Annotated in this window: 20 protein-coding genes; 4 read left to right on the top strand and 16 right to left on the bottom strand. The window is 65.1% G+C overall.

Annotation, left to right across the window (positions count from 1 at the left end):
- On the top strand, positions 1 to 933 hold the full coding sequence (locus DK847_RS16125) for an SRPBCC family protein (RefSeq protein WP_111199566.1): 933 nt from the start codon (positions 1 to 3) through the stop codon (positions 931 to 933).
- Between the two features lie 124 nt (positions 934 to 1,057).
- Here DK847_RS16125 and DK847_RS16120 read toward each other — a convergent pair whose 3' ends face one another.
- On the bottom strand, positions 1,058 to 1,387 hold the full coding sequence (locus DK847_RS16120) for an L-rhamnose mutarotase (protein ID WP_111199565.1): 330 nt from the start codon (positions 1,385 to 1,387) through the stop codon (positions 1,058 to 1,060).
- 74 nt (positions 1,388 to 1,461) lie between these two features.
- On the opposite strand from DK847_RS16120, the gene DK847_RS16115 reads away from it, so the two are divergent.
- A complete protein-coding gene (locus DK847_RS16115) occupies positions 1,462 to 2,232 on the top strand; it encodes an SDR family NAD(P)-dependent oxidoreductase (protein WP_111199564.1) in 771 nt (256 codons plus the stop codon).
- A 6-nt stretch (positions 2,233 to 2,238) separates the two neighbouring features.
- Here the strand turns inward: DK847_RS16115 and DK847_RS16110 are convergent, their stop codons facing one another.
- From DK847_RS16110 to DK847_RS16060, 11 genes are all read right to left on the bottom strand, one after another.
- On the bottom strand, positions 2,239 to 2,460 hold the full coding sequence (locus DK847_RS16110) for a hypothetical protein (protein ID WP_111199563.1): 222 nt from the start codon (positions 2,458 to 2,460) through the stop codon (positions 2,239 to 2,241).
- Between the two features lie 51 nt (positions 2,461 to 2,511).
- Positions 2,512 to 3,204 carry an SDR family NAD(P)-dependent oxidoreductase gene (locus DK847_RS16105; RefSeq protein ID WP_111199562.1) on the bottom strand — a complete coding sequence of 231 codons (693 nt, stop codon included), beginning with the start codon at positions 3,202 to 3,204 and terminating at the stop codon, positions 2,512 to 2,514.
- Positions 3,201 to 4,145 (bottom strand): carbohydrate kinase family protein, encoded by a 945-nt coding sequence (locus tag DK847_RS16100; protein ID WP_111199561.1) that lies wholly within the window; start codon positions 4,143 to 4,145, stop codon positions 3,201 to 3,203. The genes DK847_RS16105 and DK847_RS16100 overlap by 4 nt, the downstream gene beginning before the upstream one ends.
- Before the next feature lies 1 nt (position 4,146).
- Positions 4,147 to 4,587: a hypothetical protein gene (locus DK847_RS16095; protein ID WP_111199560.1), complete on the bottom strand. Its 441-nt coding sequence runs from the start codon at positions 4,585 to 4,587 to the stop codon at positions 4,147 to 4,149.
- Positions 4,584 to 5,672 (bottom strand): ABC transporter ATP-binding protein, encoded by a 1,089-nt coding sequence (locus DK847_RS16090; RefSeq protein ID WP_111199559.1) that lies wholly within the window; start codon positions 5,670 to 5,672, stop codon positions 4,584 to 4,586. The genes DK847_RS16095 and DK847_RS16090 overlap by 4 nt, the downstream gene beginning before the upstream one ends.
- 1 nt (position 5,673) lies before the next feature.
- Positions 5,674 to 6,618 carry a carbohydrate ABC transporter permease gene (locus DK847_RS16085; protein WP_111199558.1) on the bottom strand — a complete coding sequence of 315 codons (945 nt, stop codon included), beginning with the start codon at positions 6,616 to 6,618 and terminating at the stop codon, positions 5,674 to 5,676.
- A 3-nt stretch (positions 6,619 to 6,621) separates the two neighbouring features.
- The gene (locus DK847_RS16080; RefSeq protein WP_111199557.1) at positions 6,622 to 7,683 is read right to left on the bottom strand and encodes a carbohydrate ABC transporter permease; all 1,062 of its coding nucleotides are present in this window, start codon (positions 7,681 to 7,683) and stop codon (positions 6,622 to 6,624) included.
- Between the two features lie 74 nt (positions 7,684 to 7,757).
- Positions 7,758 to 9,188, bottom strand: coding sequence for an extracellular solute-binding protein (locus DK847_RS16075; RefSeq protein WP_111199556.1), 1,431 nt, complete (start codon positions 9,186 to 9,188; stop codon positions 7,758 to 7,760).
- 47 nt (positions 9,189 to 9,235) lie between these two features.
- Positions 9,236 to 10,327, bottom strand: coding sequence for an ABC transporter ATP-binding protein (locus DK847_RS16070; RefSeq protein ID WP_245414643.1), 1,092 nt, complete (start codon positions 10,325 to 10,327; stop codon positions 9,236 to 9,238).
- Positions 10,328 to 10,472: 145 nt separating this feature from the next.
- A complete protein-coding gene (locus tag DK847_RS16065) occupies positions 10,473 to 11,615 on the bottom strand; it encodes a Gfo/Idh/MocA family protein (RefSeq protein ID WP_111199554.1) in 1,143 nt (380 codons plus the stop codon).
- A 4-nt stretch (positions 11,616 to 11,619) separates the two neighbouring features.
- On the bottom strand, positions 11,620 to 12,669 hold the full coding sequence (locus tag DK847_RS16060) for a sugar phosphate isomerase/epimerase family protein (RefSeq protein WP_111199553.1): 1,050 nt from the start codon (positions 12,667 to 12,669) through the stop codon (positions 11,620 to 11,622).
- A gap of 88 nt (positions 12,670 to 12,757) precedes the next feature.
- On the opposite strand from DK847_RS16060, the gene DK847_RS16055 reads away from it, so the two are divergent.
- Both DK847_RS16055 and DK847_RS16050 read left to right on the top strand, forming a co-directional pair.
- Positions 12,758 to 13,441: a GntR family transcriptional regulator gene (locus tag DK847_RS16055; protein WP_111199552.1), complete on the top strand. Its 684-nt coding sequence runs from the start codon at positions 12,758 to 12,760 to the stop codon at positions 13,439 to 13,441.
- 261 nt (positions 13,442 to 13,702) lie between these two features.
- Positions 13,703 to 15,157 carry an MDR family MFS transporter gene (locus DK847_RS16050; protein WP_111199551.1) on the top strand — a complete coding sequence of 485 codons (1,455 nt, stop codon included), beginning with the start codon at positions 13,703 to 13,705 and terminating at the stop codon, positions 15,155 to 15,157.
- A gap of 81 nt (positions 15,158 to 15,238) precedes the next feature.
- On the opposite strand, the gene aguB is transcribed toward DK847_RS16050, so the two are convergent.
- From aguB to DK847_RS16030, 4 genes are all read right to left on the bottom strand, one after another.
- On the bottom strand, positions 15,239 to 16,126 hold the full coding sequence (gene aguB, locus DK847_RS16045) for an N-carbamoylputrescine amidase (RefSeq protein WP_111199550.1): 888 nt from the start codon (positions 16,124 to 16,126) through the stop codon (positions 15,239 to 15,241).
- Positions 16,127 to 16,128: 2 nt separating this feature from the next.
- Positions 16,129 to 18,231 (bottom strand): oxidoreductase, encoded by a 2,103-nt coding sequence (locus DK847_RS16040; protein WP_245414642.1) that lies wholly within the window; start codon positions 18,229 to 18,231, stop codon positions 16,129 to 16,131.
- Between the two features lie 108 nt (positions 18,232 to 18,339).
- The gene (locus DK847_RS16035) at positions 18,340 to 18,777 is read right to left on the bottom strand and encodes a septal ring lytic transglycosylase RlpA family protein (protein ID WP_245414641.1); all 438 of its coding nucleotides are present in this window, start codon (positions 18,775 to 18,777) and stop codon (positions 18,340 to 18,342) included.
- Positions 18,778 to 18,858: 81 nt separating this feature from the next.
- Entirely contained in the window at positions 18,859 to 20,106 is a 1,248-nt protein-coding gene (locus tag DK847_RS16030; protein WP_111199548.1) for a D-amino acid dehydrogenase, read from the bottom strand.
- Positions 20,107 to 20,114: the final 8 nt, after the last annotated feature.

The raw sequence follows: 20,114 nt of genomic DNA, 5'->3' as shown, positions 1-20,114 counted from the left end.
ATGGCCCGCGCCTATGCATCGATCATCCTGAAGGCCCCCGTCGAGACCGTCTGGTCCATCGTGCGCGACTTCAACGGATTGCCGAACTGGGCGGCCGGCGTGAAGAGCTCCAAGATCGAGAAGGGACTGGACTCCGACGTCGTCGGATGCATCCGCTCCTTCCACCTCCACAATGGTGCCCATGTGCGCGAGCGCCTGCTGATGCTGGACGATGCCAGGCGCTGCTTCAGCTATAACTTCGAGACCCCCGCCTTCCCGGTGAAGAACTATCTCGCGACACTCAGGCTCTATCCCGTCACCCACACCGACCAGACCTTCGCCGAATGGGAGGCGACCTTCGACGAGGCACCGGGGGATGAGGGGAAATACGAGAAGATCGTCTCCAACGACGTTTTCGCGGCGAACTTCAAGAACCTCGCCCGGCTGCTGGCCAAGACGAAGCCTGAAAAGCCCGGAGGTGCCGAACGCTGGAAGGGCTTCCAGCCCAACAAGGTCTGGACCTCGCGCGTCATCAAGGCGCCGGTCGATGGCGTCTGGAAGATCATGCGCGACTTCGCCTCCATGGGCGGCTGGCATGGCGAGATCACGAAGATGCACATGCTGAAGCGGCAGCGCTCCGACAAGGTCTCCGGCATCCGCGACTTCTATTTCGGCGAGGGGCACCTGAACGAGGAACTCCTTCACCTCGACGACCGTGAGCGGAGCTTCTCCTACCGCATCACCAAGTGCGACATTCCCTGGATGAACTATGTCTCGGGCCCGCGCCTCTGGCCGGTGACGGCCGACAACACCACATTCGGCGTCTGGACCGGCGACTGGGTGGCAAGCCCCGAGGACGACGTGGTGCTGATCCCGCGGACGGAACAGAACGTCTACCAGCGCGCCTTCGCGGAACTGGAGCGGAACTACTTCGGGACGAAGCGGAAGAGGTAGCTCAGCCTCCATCACCAGACTCCCTCCCCATCATACGCGGGCTTGTCCCGCGTATCCTTTTGCGTCACCCAAAAGGATGCCCGGGACGAGCCCGGGCATGATGAGAGTGTGGGGTCGGTAAAACTCAATCCGTGTGGAACACGTTCTCCATGTCCGCCCACCACTCGCCGTCCTTGCGCGTCTCGAAGGGCACCTGCATGGGGTCGGTGATTTTCCACCACTCCTGCATGCGTTCGACACCGGCCATCTTGAGCATGTCGAGCGCGAAATTGTCGCCGTGATATTCCCAGTAGGCGAAGAGGATGTTCTCCGGCTCCTTCAGGAAGATGGTGTAGTTGCGGATGTTCGAATCGCGGATCGACTTCAGCACCTCGGGCCAGACATCGGCATGGATGCGCTTGTATTCCGGAATGACCTCCGGCTTCAGCTTGATGACGCGTCCCATTCTCTGCATGTGCGATTCCCTCCCGCCGCCATTGACCGGCGCCTCTCTCCACACGAAGATTGCCAGAAACGGGAGGCGAGACAATGGGTGACTGGACGAAAAGATTCGGCCTCAAGGGCAAGCATGCACTGGTGACCGGGGCGAGCAAGGGGATCGGCCTCGAAACAGCCAAGGTGCTGGCCGATGCAGGTGCCGACATCGCCGCCGTGGGCCGCGACCGCGAGGGGCTTGCGGAAGTGAAGGCCGCCGTCGAGGCCATGGGCCGGCGCTGTGTCGCGATCTCCGCCGACATGGCGACTGCCGACGGGCCGGTGAAGGCGGCGCATGATGCGCTGGCCTATTTCGGGGCGATCGACATTCTCGTCAACAATGCCGGCATCGCGCTCATTGACCGGCTGGAGGATGCCAGGGTCGCCGACTGGGACGCCACCATGGCGGTGAACCTGCGCGCGCCCTTCCTGCTCGCGCGTGAACTGGTGCCCGGCATGATCGAGAGGAAGGGCGGCAAGATCATCAATGTCTCCTCACAGGCGGGCGTGGTCGGCCTCGAGGGCCACGCCGCCTATTGCGCCTCCAAGGGCGGCCTCAACATGCTGACCAAGGTGATGACGGTGGAGTGGGCGAAGCACAACATCCAGATCAACACCGTCTGCCCCACGGTGATCCTCACGCCGATGGGCGAGCAGGTCTGGGGCCAGCCGGAAAAGGGCGACCCGATGAAGGCCAAGATCCCCGGCGGCCGCTTCGGCAGGCCGATGGAGGTGGCGGATGCGATCCTGTTCCTCGCCTCCTCCGCCTCCGACATGATCTGCGGGCACGACCTGCTGGTGGACGGGGGATATACCGCGATCTGAGGGCGGTCAGAGGGGCCGCTTCTCCCGCGCCTTTTCGATCTCGTCCATGTCCTGGTTCTCGACCAGCTGGCGCTGGTCGTCGTCCCAGACGATGGCTTCGTCCTCCTCGGAAAAGCCGGTGTCGGGGGTTTCGCCGGGCTTCCTGTCAAGCGCGCGGTCGCCCATGCGGCCCTTCTCGATTTCCTGGCGCAGGAGGTCGGGGTTCACCTGTTTCGGATCCTTGGGCATGAGGGTCTCCTTCCCTCACCGCCCAACTCGGTGACCCGCGAAAGGGTTCCGCTAATAGGTGGCGCGGCCGCCGGAGACGTCGAAGACCGCACCCGTCGAAAAGGAACATTCCTCGCTGGCGAGCCAGCACACGAGACTTGCCACCTCGTCCACCTTGCCGAGCCGGCCCTTCGGAATCTTGGAGAGCATGAAGTCGATGTGGCTCTGCGGCAGCTGGTCGAAGATCGGCGTCCTCACTGCGGCCGGCGTCACGCTGTTGACCGTGATGTTGGTCTTGGCCAGTTCCTTGGCCAGCGACTTGGTGAAGCCGATCACCGCCGCCTTGGAGGCCGAATAGGCCGAGGCATTGGGGTTCCCCTCCTTGCCGGCGATCGAGGCGATGTTGACGATGCGGCCATAGTCATTGGCCATCATGTGCGGGATCACGGCGCGGTTGGTGAAGAAGGTGCCATCGAGGTTGATGGCGATGGTGCGGTGCCAGTCCTCGATCCTGACGTCGAGCACGGTGGCGGTGGGGCCGGCAACACCGGCGCTGTTCACCAGCACGTCGATGCCGCCGAGCTGGCGCACGGTCTCGGCCGCTGCGGCCTGCACCGAGTCCCAGTTGGAGATGTCGGTCCTGATGCCGCCCTGCATGTCCCAGACGACGACCTTGCCGCCCTCGGCCTCGATGCGCTTCGCCACCGCTTCGCCGATACCTGAAAGACCGCCGGTGACGACGGCACGCCTGCCTTGAAATCTCATTGCTTGATCTTCCAGTTCTTCATCTTGTCGAGTGTGTCTTCGAAGCTCACGATGCCGGCATCCGAGCCGAGCCCCGTGGCCACGAGCCCGGCGGAGGCCTGCGCGAAGCGCAGCGATGTCTCCACGTCCATCCTGTGGTGGAGCGCCGCAATGAAGCCTGCGTCGAAGGCATCGCCGCAGCCCGTGGTGTCGACAACCTGAATCTCGTAGGCGGGCGACCTGAGGCGCGTGCCGTCCCTGTGGGCGTAATAGGCACCATCGCCACCCAGCGTGAAGACGCAGCAGGCGGCCCCCCTGTCGAGGTAGAATTTCGCGCAGTCCTCGGGCGTGGCCTGCCCCGACATGTCTTTCGCTTCCTCGATCGATGGCATGAAATAGTCGATATAAGGGAGCAGCGGCTCGACGATTCCGATGGTCTCGGCACTCGCCGCAATGAGGTCGAAGGTGACGGTGCGGCCGCGGCGCTTCGCTTCCTTCAGCAGCGTGACCGAGGCCGGGCCATCGAGCCTCTTCAGCAGGCCCGTGCCGCCCAGGTGAATGATGGGCGCATCGAAGACCTGCGCATAGGCCGCGGGCGGCACGTCGAAATGATCCGACGCACCGCGCACGTGCAGCGCCGGGCGGTCGCCGTTCGGCCGCACGTTGAGGATGGTGGCCGAGGTGGGCACACCCTTGATGCGCTGCATGGCGGAGGTGTCGATGCCGTGCTTCGCCAGCGTGAGGAGCACCCAGTCGGCCTTCTCGTCGTCGCCCACCGCGCCGACGGCGAGGCTTTTCAGGCCGAGCTTCGCGGTGTCCACCACCGTGCCCCCGGCCGTGCCGGCGACGGTGAGGCGGATCTCCTCGATGAAGTCGACGTTGCCGCGGTCCGGGATGCGGGTGACGGGCCGGCCCAGCACATCGAGGATGTAGAGGCCGATCACCGAGACATCATGCGGCATGTCAGTCCCGATACTTCGTCATGGCGGTGATGATGACGGCAAGGCCCGCGGCCACGGCAGCGATGCCCCAGACCAGCGGCTGGCGCCAGAAGGGCGGCGTGCCGAGCTGCACCTTGCCGGCCAGCGTGTTGGGGTCCGGCGGCTTGAGGAAGAAGGCGCCATAGAGATGCGCGGCGGCGATCGAGACCAGCAGCACGATGCAGAAGATCATCGCCACCACCATGGCGACGGTGATGACGCTCCTGACCTTCACCCCCGGCTGGGCCATGGGGAGGAGGTTGTTGATGAGGCCGGCGATCACCACCAGAACACTGCCGATGGCGAAGAGCTGCAGGCTGAAGGGCTGGAAGATCAGCAGCAGCGCGAAGATGCCGAGCCCGATGATGAAGAACTCGAGGCGCAGCGCGCCTTGCCGGGTCATGCCCTGCTCATGGTTGCTCATGCGCGCACCGCCTTGCCGTCCTCGCCGAAGAAATGCGTCTGCCGCGGATCGGGGCGCAGATGCAGCGCCTCGCCCACCTTCACCCGCTTGTCGCGCGGCACGACGACACGGATGTCGCCGCCCGATGCGGTGCGGGCATGGATCAGGGTCTCGGCCCCCATGGGCTCGATCAGCTCGGCCTGGGCGGCAATCGTGTCGCCCGCCTTGTCCTGCACCGTGGTGAAGGCACGCGGGCGGATGCCGACGGTGACCTTGGAGGGCCTGAGGCGGGAGACGGCCGGATCTGCCGCGATGCTCAGGCTCTGGCCGGCCATCACCACCGCGGCCTTGCCGTCGCCGAAGCTCTGGAGATCGGCCTCGACGAGGTTCATCTGCGGCGTGCCGATGAAGCTCGCCACGAAGACGTTGGTGGGCTTGGCGAAGACCTCGTGAGGCGTCCCCACCTGCTCGATCACGCCATCCTTCATGATGGCGATGCGGCTCGCCATGGTGAGGGCCTCGAGCTGGTCATGGGTCACGATGACGGTCGCCTTGGAGAGGCCGGTCAGCACCTCCTTGATCTGGCCGCGCATCGAATGGCGCAGTTCCACGTCAAGCCGCGACAAGGGCTCGTCGAACAGGAAGCAGTTGGGATCGCGCACGATGGCACGCGCCACCGCAAGGCGCTGTTTCTCGCCCTCCGAGATCTGGTTCGGCATGCGGTCCAGCACCTCGGTGAGGTGCATGATCTTGGCGACCTTCATGACGCGGGCATCGGAGTCGGCCTTGGAGAGGCCCTCCGAATGAAGCGGCATGGCGATGTTCTGGCCCACGGTGAGTGCGGGATAGAGCGCATAGAACTGGAACACCATGGCGATGTCGCGCTTCTGCGGCGGCAGCTCGTTCATGCGCTGGCCGGCGATGATGACGTCGCCGGAGGTGGCGCGCTCCAGCCCGGCGATCATGCGCAGCGTCGTGGTCTTGCCACAACCCGAGGGGCCGAGGAGGCAGACCACCTCGCCCGCCTCGACTTTCAGGTCGGCGTCCTTCACCGCGGTGAAGGAGCCGAACTGCTTGGTGACTTTCCGGATTTCAATCGTCGACATGTCAGCGCTTCACGGTTCCGAAGGTCACGCCCCTGAGCAGGTGGTTCTGCAGGAAGAAGGTGACGAGGAAGACGGGGATGAGGAACAGGGTTTCGATCGCCGCCAGCAGCGTCCAGTCGGTGCCGCGGCCGCCGGAGGACACGGCCTGGTTCATCGCAACGGGCACGGTGCGCGTGTCGGGGCCCGACAGCAGCAGTGCGAAGAGGAACTCGTTCCAGGTGAGGATGAGGCCGAAGACGAAGGTTGCGGCAAGGCCCGCGATCACCTGGGGGAGCGCGATCTTGAAGAACACCTTCACATCCGACGATCCGTCGATGCGGGCGGCATCCTCGACGTCGAGCGAGAGCTCGTCGAAGAAGCTCTTCATCATCCAGATGGTGAATGCCAGGTTGAAGGCGGTGTAGAGCAGGATGATGCCGGTATAGGAGCCCGACAGGCCCACCACGCGGAACATCAGGATCACCGGGATGATGACGACGATGGCCGGCAGCATGCGCGTCGTCAGGATGATGAAGAGGTAGGTGTCATTGCCCTTCAGCGGATAGCGCGAGAAGCCGAAGGCGGCGAGCGTGCCGATCACCAGCGCCAGCAGCACCGAGGACGAGGCGATGACGATGGAGTTGAAGAAGTAGCGGTCGAAGCCCGTCGCCTCCGGGGCGCCACCGGTGGTCATGGAGCGCATGAAGACCGAGCCGAAGTTTTCCAGCGTCGGCGTGAACACGAACTTGTCCGGGATCAGGCCGAAGAAGGACGTGGGCGACAGCGTGGGCGGCACCGAGAGCGCCGCGTCCTGCGGCTTGAAGGCGGTGAAGATGATGAACAGAACGGGAAGGAAGTAGATGAAGGACACGATGGCGACGACCAGCGTGCGGCCCCAGCCGGCCTCGCCCACGCCGCTCGCCTTGCGGAAGCCCAGCGCCTCCCAGATGGAGTTGTGTTCGGCCATGGCTCAGGCTCCCTGGCTGCGGCGGTTGGCGATGTAGAGGTAGAGGTTGGTCAGCACGATCACCATGAACAGCATCAGGTAGGAGATGGCCGCACCCTCGGAAGTCTTGTTCTGCTCGTTGGCGATGCGGATCAGGTGGTAGGAGATCGTCATCGTGTCGTTGCCGCCCTTGGTGAGCAGGATGACGAGGTCGGCGAGCTTGAAGGCCTCGATGGTGCGGAACAGCAGCGCCAGCATCAGGAGGCCGCGGATATAGGGGAAGGTGATGGTCCAGAACTGGCGCCACTTCGACACGCGGTCGATGGCCGCCGCCTCGTAGAGATATTTCGGGACGGAGACGAGGCCCGCCAGCACCAGCAGCATGACGAAGGGCGACCACATCCAGGCATCGGCGAAGACGATGCCCGTGACGGCACCCACCTTGGAACTCATCAGGATGAACTGGCCGCCGGTGATGGCGTTGACCACATAGCTGAGGATGCCGAAGGTCGGGTCATAGTAATAGGTGAAGAACACGCCGGAGGCGACGACCGACAGCATCATCGGCGTCAGCACGAGGATGAGGAGGTATTTGCGCAGCGGGAACTGCTTGGCGAAGAGCATGGCGAGAAGGAAGCCCACCACCATCTGCGCGGTGACGGTGAGGATGACGAACATCGCGGTATTGACGAGGGCCGCCCAGTTGGCGGGGGCCGCGATGTCGTTGGTGAGCACCTTGATGTAGTTGGCAAGCCCGACGAAGCGGATCGACTGCTGGTTCGACTGGTAGGCGAAGAACGAAAGCCCCAGCGACCACAGCAGCGGGAAGATGTTCATGACGAACAGGACGGCGATGGCGGGGGCCACCAGCAACCCGCCGTAATACTTGCGGCGATAGGCATTGACCACGAAGGCAGCGGCGACCATCGCCGCCATGGCCCCGATCACCCAGAATGAGGCTGCGGCCGGCAGGACCGCGCCGGCGATCACCGACACCACAAGTCCGACCAGGATGGCGAGTTTCCAGTTGTCGGAAGACAGTCGCATGAGTGGCGGCGGCGGAGCTGTCGCAGTCGTGGAGGTCATCGGCAATGAATTCCGGAAGAAAAGGCCCAAGTGGGGTGCGGGGATCATCTCCCCGCACCCGGGGTTGAGGCGTGTTACTGGATGAGGCCGGCGTTCTTCAGCAGGTCCTGCTGGAACTTGGCGATGTTATCCAGCGTGGTCTTGGCGTCCTGCTTGCCGGTGATGGCAAGGTCGAACTGGTCCTGCTGCTGCGTCAGGAGCTCGAAGAACTGCGGCACGTGCCACACGTCCTTCTGCCAGTCGAGCTGCGGGGCCCAGGCGCGGTTCCACGGACGATAGGTCACGTACTTGGGGTCTTCATAGACCGACTTCACAGCCGACTGACCGCCGGAGGCCGCGAACTGGTGCTGGATGTCGTCAGACAGCCACCACTTCACGAAGTCCACGGCTTCCTTGGTCTGCTCCGGCGTCGTCCAGGTGGTCAGCACGAAGGGCTGGCCGCCGATGTTGGACCACTTCACGTTCTTGCCGTCGACCATCGTGCCCGGCATCTGGCCGAAGACCAGCTTGTCGGAGACCTTGGACGACTTCGGATCGAGCGAGGCTTCGCCAAGGCCGATCCAGTCGATGTTCATCGCGACCTTGCCTTCGCGGAACAGCTCGTCGGACTTGAAGATGTCCATGGTGCCGGTCTTGGCGACCGGCGGCATGTACTCGAGCAGGCTCAGGTACTTCTCGAGCGCGGCGACGGCCTGCGGCGAGTTGACCACGCCTTCGGCCTGGCCGGTCGGCGCCTGGGTTTCATCCCAGATGTTGCCGCCCATCTGCCAGATGAAGCCGTTGATCTGCATCGACGAGAAGTCGTAGCCCTTGCCGGCCTGGAAGGCGATTCCGTAGAAATCGTCCTCGGCAGGTGCGCCGGCCAGCATCTCGCCCTTCTTGCGGCGGAAGAACTCGCCCACGTTCTTGAAGTCGTCCCAGGTCATGGCGTCGATTTCTTCGCCGGTGCAGGGCAGCTTCTTGCCGTACTTGGCCTGGAAGTTCTTCTGCTCTTCCTCGTGGCACAGGATGTCCTTGCGGCCATAGGTCACGAGGACGTCCGGGAACTGCGGGAAGCCGTAGTAGTTTTCCGACTTGTAGGGGTAGGTCGAATAGGCCGCGAGCGGTGCGGGGTGCACGCTCATCAGCGTCTTCTTGAACTCCGGGTCGGCATCCAGAAGATCGTTGATCTTGCGGTAGTAGCCGCCTTCCACGAAGGCGCCCAGCCACTGCGAGTCGGAGACGATGAAGTTGTACTTCTGCTCGCCGGACGTCAGCGACGCGTTGACGCGCGTGTAGAAGTCGGGCCACGGGATGAAGTCGACGTCGAGCTTCACGGTGTTGCCGGACTTCGGCTTGTACTGCTCGTCGAAGAACTTCTTCATGATGCGGGTCGGAGGCCAGTCCGGCACCGCCATGGTCAGTGTCACTTCATCCGCAAGGGCGTAGGTGGCCCCTCCGGTCATCAGGGTGGCGGCGAAGCCTGCGGCGGCCGCGAACCCTTTCACCTTAGTCACTACGGTCATGTCAGGTTTCCTCCCATGGTTAACCGTATGGCTTCAGGCCGTCGGCGTCAGGTCATTACCTGTCCGCTGGCGGCACGGAAGATGTGGATCTTGCTCAAGTCGATGGCGACCGGAACATCGTCGCCGGGCTTCAGGGCCGCGGCGCTCTGTTCGGGAAGCACCATGCGCAGCGTCTCGCCACCGGCCTCGACCGAGACGACGGTCACGTCGCCCAGGGGCTCGATCAGGTGGACGCGGGATGGAACGGCGGTCTCGCCGGGCGCGGCCGGACGGAGATCGCTGGGGCGGATGCCGACGAGGGCGGCCTCTCCGGCGGTGGCCGAATGCAGCCTGCGGCCCGACAGCAGCTTGCCCAGCGGCGTGTCGAGGCTTGCGAGATCTGCGGCGAGCGTTGCCTTCACCATGTTCATGTGCGGCGAGCCGATCTTGCCCGCCACATAGGTATCGATGGGCTGCTCGTAGAGCTCGTCCGGCGTGCCGCGCTGCACGACGGCGCCATCGCGCATCACCGCGATCTCCTCGCCCATCGACAGGGCTTCCAGCTCGTCGGGTGTTGCATAGACGATGGTCATGCCGAACTGGCGGTGCAGGCGCTTCAGCTCGGCCCGCATGTCGTGGCGCAGCTTGGCGTCGAGGTTGGTGAGCGGCTCGTCGAGCAGCAGGATCTTCGGCCGGCGGATGAGCGAGCGGCCCAGCGCCACGCGCTGCTGCTCGCCACCCGACAGGGTGTTGGGCTTGCGCTCGAGGCGATGCGAGAGCTTGAGCATCGCCGCGGTTTCCTTGACGCGGGTGTCGATCTCCTCGCGACCGACACCCTCTTCCTTCAGCGGATAGGCGAAGTTCTCGTAGACGGTGAGATGCGGATAAAGCGCGAAGGACTGGAACACCATGGAGACGCCACGCCCGGCAATCGGCGCAGTGGTCACGTCATGGCCGTTGATCTCGAGGCGGCCTGAATCGGTTGCGACGAGCCCCGCAATGGTCCGCAGCGTCGTCGTCTTGCCCACCGAGCTTGGCCCGAACAGCACGAAGAAGCGGCCCTCCGGCACATCGAAGGACAGATTGTCGAGCGCGCGCACCTTGCCGTAGGATTTCGAAATCCCCGACAAACGCAGTGCTGGAACCTTGCTTGCTGCCATTCCCATTCCCTGTCTCAGCGGCCCTCGAGGCTCTCGTTGGCGAGAGAGACTATCCTGTCCCGAACGATTTGCAAGACGCCTTTCAATGTTTGCAACACGTGTGGGACAGAGCGCATCTGCCTAAACTTCATGCACGCGCGCGTGATCAGCCCTTGGCGCTTTCCCATTGCCCGGTTTGCGCCGACTTCAACACCGCATCCGTCACCAGATCGGTTGCCAGCGCATCGCGGAAGGTCGGTGCCGCGGGCTTGCCCGTGGTCAACCCCTCGATGAAATCGGCGGCCTGGTGGATGAAGGTGTGCTCGTAGCCAATCTGCAGGCCCGGCACCCACCACTTGTTCATGTAGGGGTGATCGCCATCGGTGATGTGCACGGAACGCCAGCCGCGGGTGCGCCCCTCGTCGCGGTGGTCGAAGTACTGCAACCTGTGCAGGTCATGCAGGTCCCAGAAGATCGAGGCGTGTTCGCCGTTGATTTCGAGCGTGTAGAGCGCCTTGTGGCCGCGGGCATAGCGCGTCGCCTCGAAGCTGCCGAGCGAGCCATTGTCGAAGCGCGACAGGAAGAGGCTGGCGTCGTCGATGCCCACCTTCTCGGTCTTGCCCGTGAGGTTGTGGTGGCGTTCCTTGATGAAGGTCTCGGTGAGGCCGGTGACGGAACTGATCCCGCCATTGAGCCACATGGCGGTATCGATGCAGTGCGCCAGCAGGTCACCAGTCACACCCGAACCGGCGACACCCACGTCGAGGCGCCACAGCCCCTGGCCTCCCTGCGGCAGGTCCTTGGAGATGGTCCAGTCCTGCAGGAACTTGGCACGGTAGTGGAAGATCTTGCCGAGGCGTCCCTCGTCGATCAGCTGCTTCGCCAGCGTCACGGCGGGCACGCGGCGGTAATTGTACCACACCATGTTGGCCACGCCCGCGCGCTCCACTGCCTCGACCATCTTGCGCGATTCCGCGGCGTTGCGGCCGAGCGGCTTCTCGCACATCACCATCTTGCCCGCCTGCGCCGCGGCGATGGCGATCTCCATGTGCGTGTCGTTGGGGCTGGCGATGTCGATGAGGTCGATCGACTTGTCGTCGACCAGCTTGCGCCAGTCGGTGACACTCGATTCATAGCCCCACTGATCGGCGAAATCCTTCGCCTTATCAGCGTTTCTCGCGCAGATCGTCTTGAGCACCGGCTTGTAGCCGAGGTCGAAGAAGTGCGGCGCCTGGGCGAAGGCGTTGGAGTGGGTGCGGCCCATGAAGCCATAGCCGACCATGCCGATGTTGAGGGATTTCTTCGCCATCGGATCAGCCCTCCCAGCCATGCGCGTCGCGGACCTTGATCATCACCCCGAGGATGTCATTCCAGGTCTGCTGCTTCATCATCACCTCGTTGGGGAACATGCAGCCATCCCAGCAGATGTGCTTCATGGCCCTGGTGAGCGAGCCATCCTTGTTGCGCAGCCACATCCCTGCATGCTTCACGATGTCGAGGCGGCCATTGGGGTCGGTCACCATGCAGTGGCGGCCGGTCTTGTCATGGTAGCCCATGCCCTTCACCGTGCCGTCGTTCTGCGCGACATGGAAGTCGATGGTCCAGGGGCGCAGCAGGTCGGTCATCTTGACCAGCGCCGCATCGAGCTGGGCCTGGTCCTTCCAGTCGAAGCCTTCCGGCAGCAGGGCCGCCTCGGGCGCGTTGTAGCCCATGGTGTAGAGCAGCGTGTGCGCCATGTCGGCCTGGAAGCCGATGATGCCGGGGCGGTCGGTCTGTTCCAGCGTGTCGACCATCGCCTTCCAGCTGTGCATGCCGCCCCAGCAGATCTCGCCTTCCGCCGCAAGCCGCTCGCCGAAATCCTTGGCCACGTCGCAGGCCTCGCGCCAGGTCTGGGCGATGAGCTTCGTATTGCCGGCGGGATCCTTGGCCCAGTCGGCCGGGCTCGAGGCGGAGTCGATGCGGATGACGCCATATTTGCGCACGCCGAGGTCGCGCAGCGCCTTGCCGAGCTCGCACGACTTGCGGACATTCGCCACGAATTTCCGGCGGTCCTCGGCCGAGCCCATGGCCGAGCCACCGCCCACCGGCGGCCAGACCGGCGCCACGATGGAGCCGATGGCGAGATTGTGCTTCGCCGCCTTCTCCGCCAGCGCCTTGGCCTCGTCCGCGGTGAAGTCGATGTCGGTGTGGGGAGCGGCATGGAAAATGTCGATGCCGTCGAACGTCACGCCATTGACTTGCGCCGCGGCGGTCAGCGCGATCATGGTATCGAGGTCGATGGGTGGTTCCGAATCCGGCCCCTTGCCCACGAGCCCAGGCCACATCGCATTGTGAAGCTTGGGGAAATTGTTCTTGCCCGCCATGTTTCCTCCCACGCGGTTGGCTTCTTTTTTCTGATGCTAGACTCGAATCCGGCTTGCTGTCCACAACTGTTATATTAGTATCCCAGCCATGCCCGTGGACCTTTCCACCCTCCGCCTCGACCGCTCGCGACCCTTGCGTGACCAGATTTACCCGCTGGTGCGCGGGCTGATCCTGACCGGCATCATCCGCCCGGGCGAAGTGATCGACGAGAAGGCGATTGCCGCACAGCTCGATGTCTCCCGCACGCCGGTGCGCGAAGCGGTGAAACGGTTGTCCGACGAGCGTCTGGTGGACGTCGTCGCCCAGTCCGGCACCAAGGCGTCGAAGATGGACCGCAAGGCCATCGAGGAGAGCTTCCTCATCCGCCGCGCGCTGGAGATGGAAAGTGCAGCCCAGGCGGCCCAGCACATGGCCCAGGAACACGCCGACCGCCTGCACGACATCCTCGCCCGCCATGAGCGCGCGGTCGAAAAGCGCCAGTTCGTCGAGGCCATCGCGCGCGATGATGAGTTCCACCACGCCATCACCGAGATCAGCGACCTGCCCCGGCTGTGGAGCACCATCGACATCTCCAAGGCCCAGCTCGACCGCTGCCGCCACATGATGCTGCCGCGCGCCGGCCAGGCGGAAGCCACACTTGAGCAGCACCGCGAGATCATCCGTGGCCTGAACAGCCGCGACCCCGCCAAGGCGGCCGCCGCCATGAAGGCCCATCTGGACGCGGCCTGGCGGAGCACGGTGGCGGTGCTGGACGGGCCGGGGCTGGGGTAGGAACACTCCGGAACACCTTCCTCCACATCTCTGGGGAACACCTCCCTCCACGCCTCATGCCCGGGCTCGTCCCGGGCATCCTTTCGGGCGGCAGAAAGGTTCGCCGGGACAAGCCCGGCGATGATGAGACCTGGAGGAAGCATCGCATGCCGGATCACTGCACCACGCGGGAAGCTGCCTTGCGGATTTATGGCCTGCCATGCGGCGGCGCATGGATTAGACCTGCCGAACCGATCCGCCCGCCATCCGTTCCGGAGCCTGATGACCCGCCCCACGCCCCGCGCCTCGCTGTCGCATGCCGACATCCGCACGATCGTGATCGGGGTGGGCGTGGCCATGTTCCTCGGCGCGCTGGACCAGACCATCATCGCGGCCGCCCTTCCCGCGATCGCCAGCGACCTCGGCGGCTTCGATGCCATCTCCTGGGTGGCCAGCATCTATCTCCTCACCGCCACCGCGGTGACGCCCCTCTATGGCAAGTTCAGCGACATCAGGGGCCGGCGCGCGGCGCTGACGCTGGGTGTCGTCACCTTCGTCGCGGGTTCCATCGCCTGCGCGCTGGCGCCCTCCATGGGCTGGCTGATCGCGGCGCGTGCGCTGCAGGGCCTGGGCGGCGGCGGGCTGATCTCGCTGGCGCAGACCATCGTCGCCGACATCGTGGCGCCGAAGGAGCGCGGCCGCTACCAGATCTATTTCGCCTCCGTCTTCCTGCTGGCGAGCCTGCTGGGGCCAACGCTCGGCGGCGTCTTCACCCAGCACCTGCACTGGACGCTGATCTTCTGGATCAACCTGCCGCTGGGCGCACTCGCCTTCTTCATGAGCAACAGCGCGCTCAAACGCCTGCCGCGGCATGACCGCCCGCATGAGCTTGACGTGCTGGGGGCGATCCTGCTCGTCGCCGCCACGGTGACGCTGATGCTGGCGCTGCATGACGGCGGCATCAACTATGCCTGGACATCGGCCCGCATCCTCGGCCTCATCGGCGGCTCGCTGGCACTGTGGCTGGCCTTCGTGTGGCGCATCCGCACGGCCGAGGAACCGCTGATCCCGCTCTCGGTGCTGGCCAATGACGTGGTGGCGCGCGGCACGGTGGCGGCCTCCTGCGGCATGGGTGCCTATATCGGGCTGTCGATCTACCTGCCGGTCTACTTCCAGTCGGTGCGCGGCATGAGCACCACCGAATCGGGCCTCGGCCTCATTCCGCTGATGGTGGGCACCGTGGTCGGTGCCACCATCGCCGGCCAGCTGATGGGCCGCATCGTGCATTACAAGCGCGTGCCGGTGATCGGGCTGTTCTTCGCGGCCCTGGGGGCGACGGCGCTCGCCCTGTGGGCCGATGCCATGCCGGTGGCCCTCTTCGCGGCGGTGCTGGCGATGATCAGCATCGGGCTTGGCACCGTGCTGCCCACCACCACGGTGGCGATCCAGAATGCGGTGGAGCTGCACCAGCTGGGCACCGCCACCGGCACCATGAACTTCTTCCGGCAGCTCGCCAGCGCGGTCACGGTGGCGATCTTCGGGGCCCTGCTCAATGCCTCCGGCATCAGCGAGGCGGCACTGCATTCGGTGGCGAGCGTTCCCGCCGGCGGCTTCACGCCGATCTTCGCGGCGACCGCCGTGGGCTTCGTCATCGCCTTCGTCTTCATCCTGTGGATGCGGGAGAAGCCCCTGCGCTCCGCCGCCCGCCACGCGGCGGAAGCGGTGGTGGCGGATTGAGTGTCCGCTCAACCCTAACGTCCGTCACCCCGGCGAGGCCGGGATGACGGGCTTAAGGAGAAATCTGCGGGCGCGCGAACGTCACACCGCCGCGCTCTTCGTCTTCCCGTCCAGCGTCATCAGCGCGCCATAGAGTTCGGGCCGCCGGTCGCGGAACACGCCCCAGCTGCGGCGCAATTCACCGATCGCCTCGAGATCGAAGCTCGCCACGCGCACGCCTTCCTCCGTCCGGTCCATCTCCGCGATCTTCTCGCCCTGGTAATCGGCGATGAAGGAGCGGCCGTAGAACAGGTCGGAGCGGCCATCGGGCGCTGTCTCCTGCCCCACGCGGTTCGAGGCCAGCAGCGGCATGATGTTGGCCGCCGCGTGGCCGCGCATGCAGTTCTGCCAGTGCGTGGAAGAGTCATACTGCGGGTTCGGCGGCTCGGAGCCGATGGCGGTGGGATAGAGCAGCACCTCCGCCCCCATCAGCGCCATCGCACGCGCGCATTCGGGGAACCACTGGTCCCAGCAGATGCCGAGCCCGATGCGGCCCGCCGCGGTGTCCCACACCTTGAAGCCCGTGTCGCCGGGTGAAAAATAGAATTTCTCCTGGTAGCCGCGGCCATCGGGGATATGGCTCTTGCGATAGATGCCGAGCTCGCGGCCATCGGCGTCGACGATCACCGTCGTGTTGTAGTGCGCATTGCCCGCGCGCTCGAAGACGCTGACGGGCAGGACGACGCCCAGCTCCTTCGCCAGTGCTGCAAAACGCTTCACCGTCGGGTGCCGGTCGATCTCATGCGCCTGTTTCAGGAACCTGGCATGCTGCTCGATGCAGAAATAATCGCCGTCGAAGAGCTCCTGCAGCAGGACGAGCTGCGCGCCCTTGGCAGCAGCATCGCGCACCAGGCGCTCGGCCTTGTCGCAGTTCTTCTCCCAGTCATTCTCGGAGGCCATCTGGGTGATGGCGGCAGTCAGCTTCGTCATGGTCAATCCTTCAACCTTGCGACTTCGCGGCGGAACGGCAGCGCATCGCCAATCGGCGGCGCTTCCAGTTCCTCCGCATAGCGGTGGCCGGCATAGGTGGCCCAGGCAATGGCGGCGGGCGCATTGGCATCGCCGATGAGCTTCACCGAGGCAATGCCATTGTCGGCCCATTCCGCCTCGCGCGCCTTGAGCGCCAGGAACAGGCCGTCCTCCGGCAGGCGCGCCGTCACCATCACCACCGCATCGCAGCCGATGCGCTCAGTTCGGCCGGTATAGGTGCAGGCCACCGTCACGCCATCGGCTTCGACCGAGGACAGGCCGCGCGTCACCCGCACGTCCACGCCGGTCTCGAGCAGTCGCGCCTGGATGGTGCCCTGCTCCAGCGTGTTGAAGCTCCACTCGGCAACCTTGGTTGCTGGCGTGACGAAGGTGACCTTGCAACCCTTCTGCACCAGAAGCTCGGCCAGCACGCTGCCCATGTAATAATGATCGTCATCATAGACCACGACATGGCCCGTGGGCAGCGATCCCGCCATCAGGTCATCCGGCGTGAAGACCGGCATGGACCCCGCCAGCGGGATCGGCAGCAGGTTGTAGCGGGCGATGCCGTCGCGCCGCCAGCGCGCGCCGGTGGCGATGGCGATGTTCTCGAAACCGAAGCCCAGAACGTCATCCGCCGTCAGCGCGGAGTCGCGATAGACATTCACATTGGTCATCTTGGCGATCTGGCCATGGCGATAGTCGCGCACGCGGGCCCAGGCGCTGAGGCCGGGGAGCCTGCTTTCACGCGTCACGCGGCCGCCGAGTTCGGCGGTAGCTTCCGCCAGCGCCACCTCATAGCCGCGCAGGCCCACCTTGTGCGCGGCGGAAAGGCCCGCAGGCCCCGCACCCACCACCAGAACCTTGGCGTCCGACTGCTTCGGCCTGATCGTCTCCGGGTGCCAGCCCTTGCGCCACTCCTCCATGAAGGAGGAGTTCTGCGTGCAGCGGGAGAGCGACATGGTCATGTCACCCGTGACGCAGATGTTGCAGCCGATGCATTCGCGGATGTCCTCGATGCGGCCTTCGTCGATCTTCTTCGGCAGGAACGGGTCCGCGATCGAGGGCCGGGCCGCGCCGATGAAGTCCATGAGGCCCTGGCGCACCTGCCGCACCATCATGTCGGCCGAGGTGAAGCGGCCGACGCCGACGACGGGCCTGGGGGTGAGCTGCTTCAAGCCGCGGATCAGGTCTTCCTGCGCGCCCTCGGGCTTGAAGCGCGAGGTGCCGGAACAGGCCTCCCAGGTGCCATGGGCGAAGTCCCACAGGTCGGGGAGCTCGGCATGCATCGCCACCATGTCCCTGAGCTGCGCATTGGAGAAGCCCTGCTCGCCGGCGAGCTCGTCGAGCGACAGCCGCACCGCGATGGCGCAGGTGTCGCCCACCTCGTCGCGCGCGTCCGAAATGAGTTCCTTGAGGAGCCGCGAGCGGTTCTCCAGCGAGCCGCCATATTCATCGGTTCGCTGATTGGTGCGCGGCGACAGGAAATGCTGGATGACGCCGAAGCCATGCGCGCCATAGAGGCAGAGAATGTCATAGCCCGCACGCTTCGCCCGCCGGTAGGCCAGCTTGTGCCAGTGGCGAAGGTTCCTGATATCCTCCTTGTCCATGGCGCGGGCCTGCACGGGGTCCGAGGTGAAGGTCAGGATCGGCGTGTGGGACGGCGCCAGCGGCACCTCGCGCGTATAGAGGTTGGGGCCATTGGCGCCGGAATAGGCGAGCTCGATCCCCGCCAGCGCGCCGTTCGAGTGGATGGCATCGGCCATCTTCGCCAGCCCCGGCATGTCGTCCTCGTCCCAGATGCGGAGCTCGATGAAGGGCGTGATTTCGGACGTATGGTGGATTTCCACCTGCTCGGTGAAGATGACACCCCAGCCACCCTCCGACTTGATGCGCCGCATCTCGGCGGCGGCGGAGGGGTCGCGGTAGCCGCCGCCATTGCAATGCGGCACCTGGTAGAAGCGGTTCCTGGCGGTGACGGGCCCGATCTTCACCGGCTCGAACAGGATGTCGTAGCGCGGGTCGCGCAGCCTCGCGCCGCCAACCGGGTTCGAGCCATTGTCCATCAGGGGCACCTCCACTGCAAACCAGCGCCGGACAATGCCAGCGCCTTACCCAACCGGGAAATAGATTATCGCAGGTTGGAGGATCGGAAATCGCAATCCAGCGACACCCTAGCGCAGCGAGAAGACCTCGCCGGCATTTTCGGCCACGGCTTCGACCGGAGCGGCCGGCACTGGAGCGGCGGCAGGCGCGGCGGCAGCTGCCTTCTGCAGCGGCACGATCTTCACCGTGGCAACACCGGTTGCCGTGATGCCGAGAACCTTGGCCGCGCCATAGCTCACGTCGATGATGCGGCTCTTGATGAAGGGGCCCCGGTCATTGACCCGGACGATGACCGACTTGCCGGTCTTGAGATTCGTCACCAGAACCCGCGTGCCGAAGGGCAGGGTGCGGTGGGCCGCTGTATAGTCGGCGGCGTTGAAGCGTTCACCGCTGGCCGTGCGCTTGCCATGCTTGTAGTAGGAGGCCTTGCCGGTCTGGGCGGCGGCGTCGGCCTGGGAGATGGTCCCGCAGAGGATGGCAAATGCCGCGATTGCGGCCAAACGCATCTGCTTCATTCCCCTGCACGCCTTGATTGTTACGTTGGCGGGGCACCATAGGCCGAATCAGGGCGAGAATGTGTCAGTGGTTTACGTTACGGCAAGCATGCCATCCAGCGCGATTGCCGGGCGCTTGCCCGCCACAAGGTCGGCGGTGATGCGGGCGGCACCATGGCTCATGGTCCAGCCCATGTGGCCCTGGCCGGTGTTGAACCACAGGTTCTTCATGCGCGAGGGGCCGAGGATGGGGGTGCCCTCCGGCGTCATGGGCCTGAGCCCCGCCCAGAAGCTGGCCTTGCTCCAGTCCGCGCCGTCGGGGAACAGGGTCTTCATGGTCGCCAGCATGGTCTCGAAGTCCTGCGGCCTGTGGGACCGCCCATAGCCCGAGAATTCCGCCGTCGCCGTCACCCGCACCCGGTCGCCCAGCGGCGCATAGGCGACGAGCGTCTCTTCATCCACGCCGCCGATGGTGGGCGGGTTGTTGCGCCCGGCCATGGGGGCGGTGATGGCATAGCCCTTCACCGGATAGACGGCGAGGTCATGCCCCAGCTCGCGCGCCAGGTGGGGTGAATAGACGCCGAGGCAGAGCACGATCACGTCCGCCGTCTCCTGCCCCCTGTCGGTCATGACGGCCGAGATGCGGTCGCCCTGCTTCTCGAAGCCGGTGATGGTGGTGTTGTACTTGAAGGTGACGCCCTGCCCCTTCAGCCAGGCCGCCATGTTCTGGGAAAACTTGCGGCAGTCGCCGCTCTCGTCGTCGGGTGCATAAAGCGCGCCTGCGAACTTGTCCTTCACCGGGGCAAGGGCCGGGTCACGCGCCGCAACGCCGTCGCGGTCCAGCGTCTCGATGCGGCAGCCATTGTCGGAAAGGATGCAGGACTTGGCGGAGGCCGCCTTCAAGGCCGCTTCCGAGCGGTAGAGATAGATGAGCCCGCCGGTACGCCCGTCATAGTCCACGCCCGTCCGCGTCACCGTGTCGTGGAAGACATCGAGCGAGTAATTGCAGAGCTTCACCTTGCGCGTGGTGTTGAGCGCCGCGCGCTCGGCCGTGCATTCCCCCCAGAAGCGCCACATCCACTTCCAGAAGCGCGGGTCGGTCGAGAACTTGAAGCGCAGCGCCTGGTCGCCCCGCCAGAGCGAGCGCAGCAGGATCTTCGGCGCGGCGGGTGATGACCACGCGTAAGCATGGCCCGGCGCAAAGAGCCCGGCATTGGAGAAGGAGGTGAAATTGGCGGGCTCCGGCTCCCGGTCGATCACCGTCACCTCGTGGCCATCGCGGTTCAGCTCATAGGCCGTGGTGATGCCCACGATCCCCGCCCCCAGCACCAGCGCCTTCATGTTCCCAC

This window comes from Aestuariivirga litoralis (assembly GCF_003234965.1).
GTDB lineage: Bacteria > Pseudomonadota > Alphaproteobacteria > Rhizobiales > Aestuariivirgaceae > Aestuariivirga > Aestuariivirga litoralis.
The sequence above is the reverse complement of the archived record's forward strand: the minus strand, read 5'-3'. Positions and strand labels throughout refer to the sequence as shown.

Coding starts and splice junctions, on each gene's coding strand:
- DK847_RS16065 (WP_111199554.1), bottom strand. CDS start 11,615: ATGGCGAAGAAATCCCTCAACATCGGCATGGTCGGCTATGGCTTCATG.
- DK847_RS16125 (WP_111199566.1), top strand. CDS start 1: ATGGCCCGCGCCTATGCATCGATCATCCTGAAGGCCCCCGTCGAGACC.
- DK847_RS16080 (WP_111199557.1), bottom strand. CDS start 7,683: ATGACCTCCACGACTGCGACAGCTCCGCCGCCGCCACTCATGCGACTG.
- DK847_RS16100 (WP_111199561.1), bottom strand. CDS start 4,145: ATGCCGCATGATGTCTCGGTGATCGGCCTCTACATCCTCGATGTGCTG.
- DK847_RS16085 (WP_111199558.1), bottom strand. CDS start 6,618: ATGGCCGAACACAACTCCATCTGGGAGGCGCTGGGCTTCCGCAAGGCG.
- DK847_RS16030 (WP_111199548.1), bottom strand. CDS start 20,106: ATGAAGGCGCTGGTGCTGGGGGCGGGGATCGTGGGCATCACCACGGCC.
- DK847_RS16055 (WP_111199552.1), top strand. CDS start 12,758: ATGCCCGTGGACCTTTCCACCCTCCGCCTCGACCGCTCGCGACCCTTG.
- DK847_RS16070 (WP_245414643.1), bottom strand. CDS start 10,327: ATGGCAGCAAGCAAGGTTCCAGCACTGCGTTTGTCGGGGATTTCGAAA.
- DK847_RS16110 (WP_111199563.1), bottom strand. CDS start 2,460: ATGCCCAAGGATCCGAAACAGGTGAACCCCGACCTCCTGCGCCAGGAA.
- DK847_RS16035 (WP_245414641.1), bottom strand. CDS start 18,777: ATGCGTTTGGCCGCAATCGCGGCATTTGCCATCCTCTGCGGGACCATC.
- DK847_RS16105 (WP_111199562.1), bottom strand. CDS start 3,204: ATGAGATTTCAAGGCAGGCGTGCCGTCGTCACCGGCGGTCTTTCAGGT.
- DK847_RS16095 (WP_111199560.1), bottom strand. CDS start 4,587: ATGAGCAACCATGAGCAGGGCATGACCCGGCAAGGCGCGCTGCGCCTC.
- DK847_RS16075 (WP_111199556.1), bottom strand. CDS start 9,188: ATGACCGTAGTGACTAAGGTGAAAGGGTTCGCGGCCGCCGCAGGCTTC.
- DK847_RS16060 (WP_111199553.1), bottom strand. CDS start 12,669: ATGGCGGGCAAGAACAATTTCCCCAAGCTTCACAATGCGATGTGGCCT.
- DK847_RS16115 (WP_111199564.1), top strand. CDS start 1,462: ATGGGTGACTGGACGAAAAGATTCGGCCTCAAGGGCAAGCATGCACTG.
- DK847_RS16040 (WP_245414642.1), bottom strand. CDS start 18,231: ATGGACAATGGCTCGAACCCGGTTGGCGGCGCGAGGCTGCGCGACCCG.
- DK847_RS16090 (WP_111199559.1), bottom strand. CDS start 5,672: ATGTCGACGATTGAAATCCGGAAAGTCACCAAGCAGTTCGGCTCCTTC.
- DK847_RS16120 (WP_111199565.1), bottom strand. CDS start 1,387: ATGCAGAGAATGGGACGCGTCATCAAGCTGAAGCCGGAGGTCATTCCG.
- DK847_RS16050 (WP_111199551.1), top strand. CDS start 13,703: ATGACCCGCCCCACGCCCCGCGCCTCGCTGTCGCATGCCGACATCCGC.
- aguB (WP_111199550.1), bottom strand. CDS start 16,126: ATGACGAAGCTGACTGCCGCCATCACCCAGATGGCCTCCGAGAATGAC.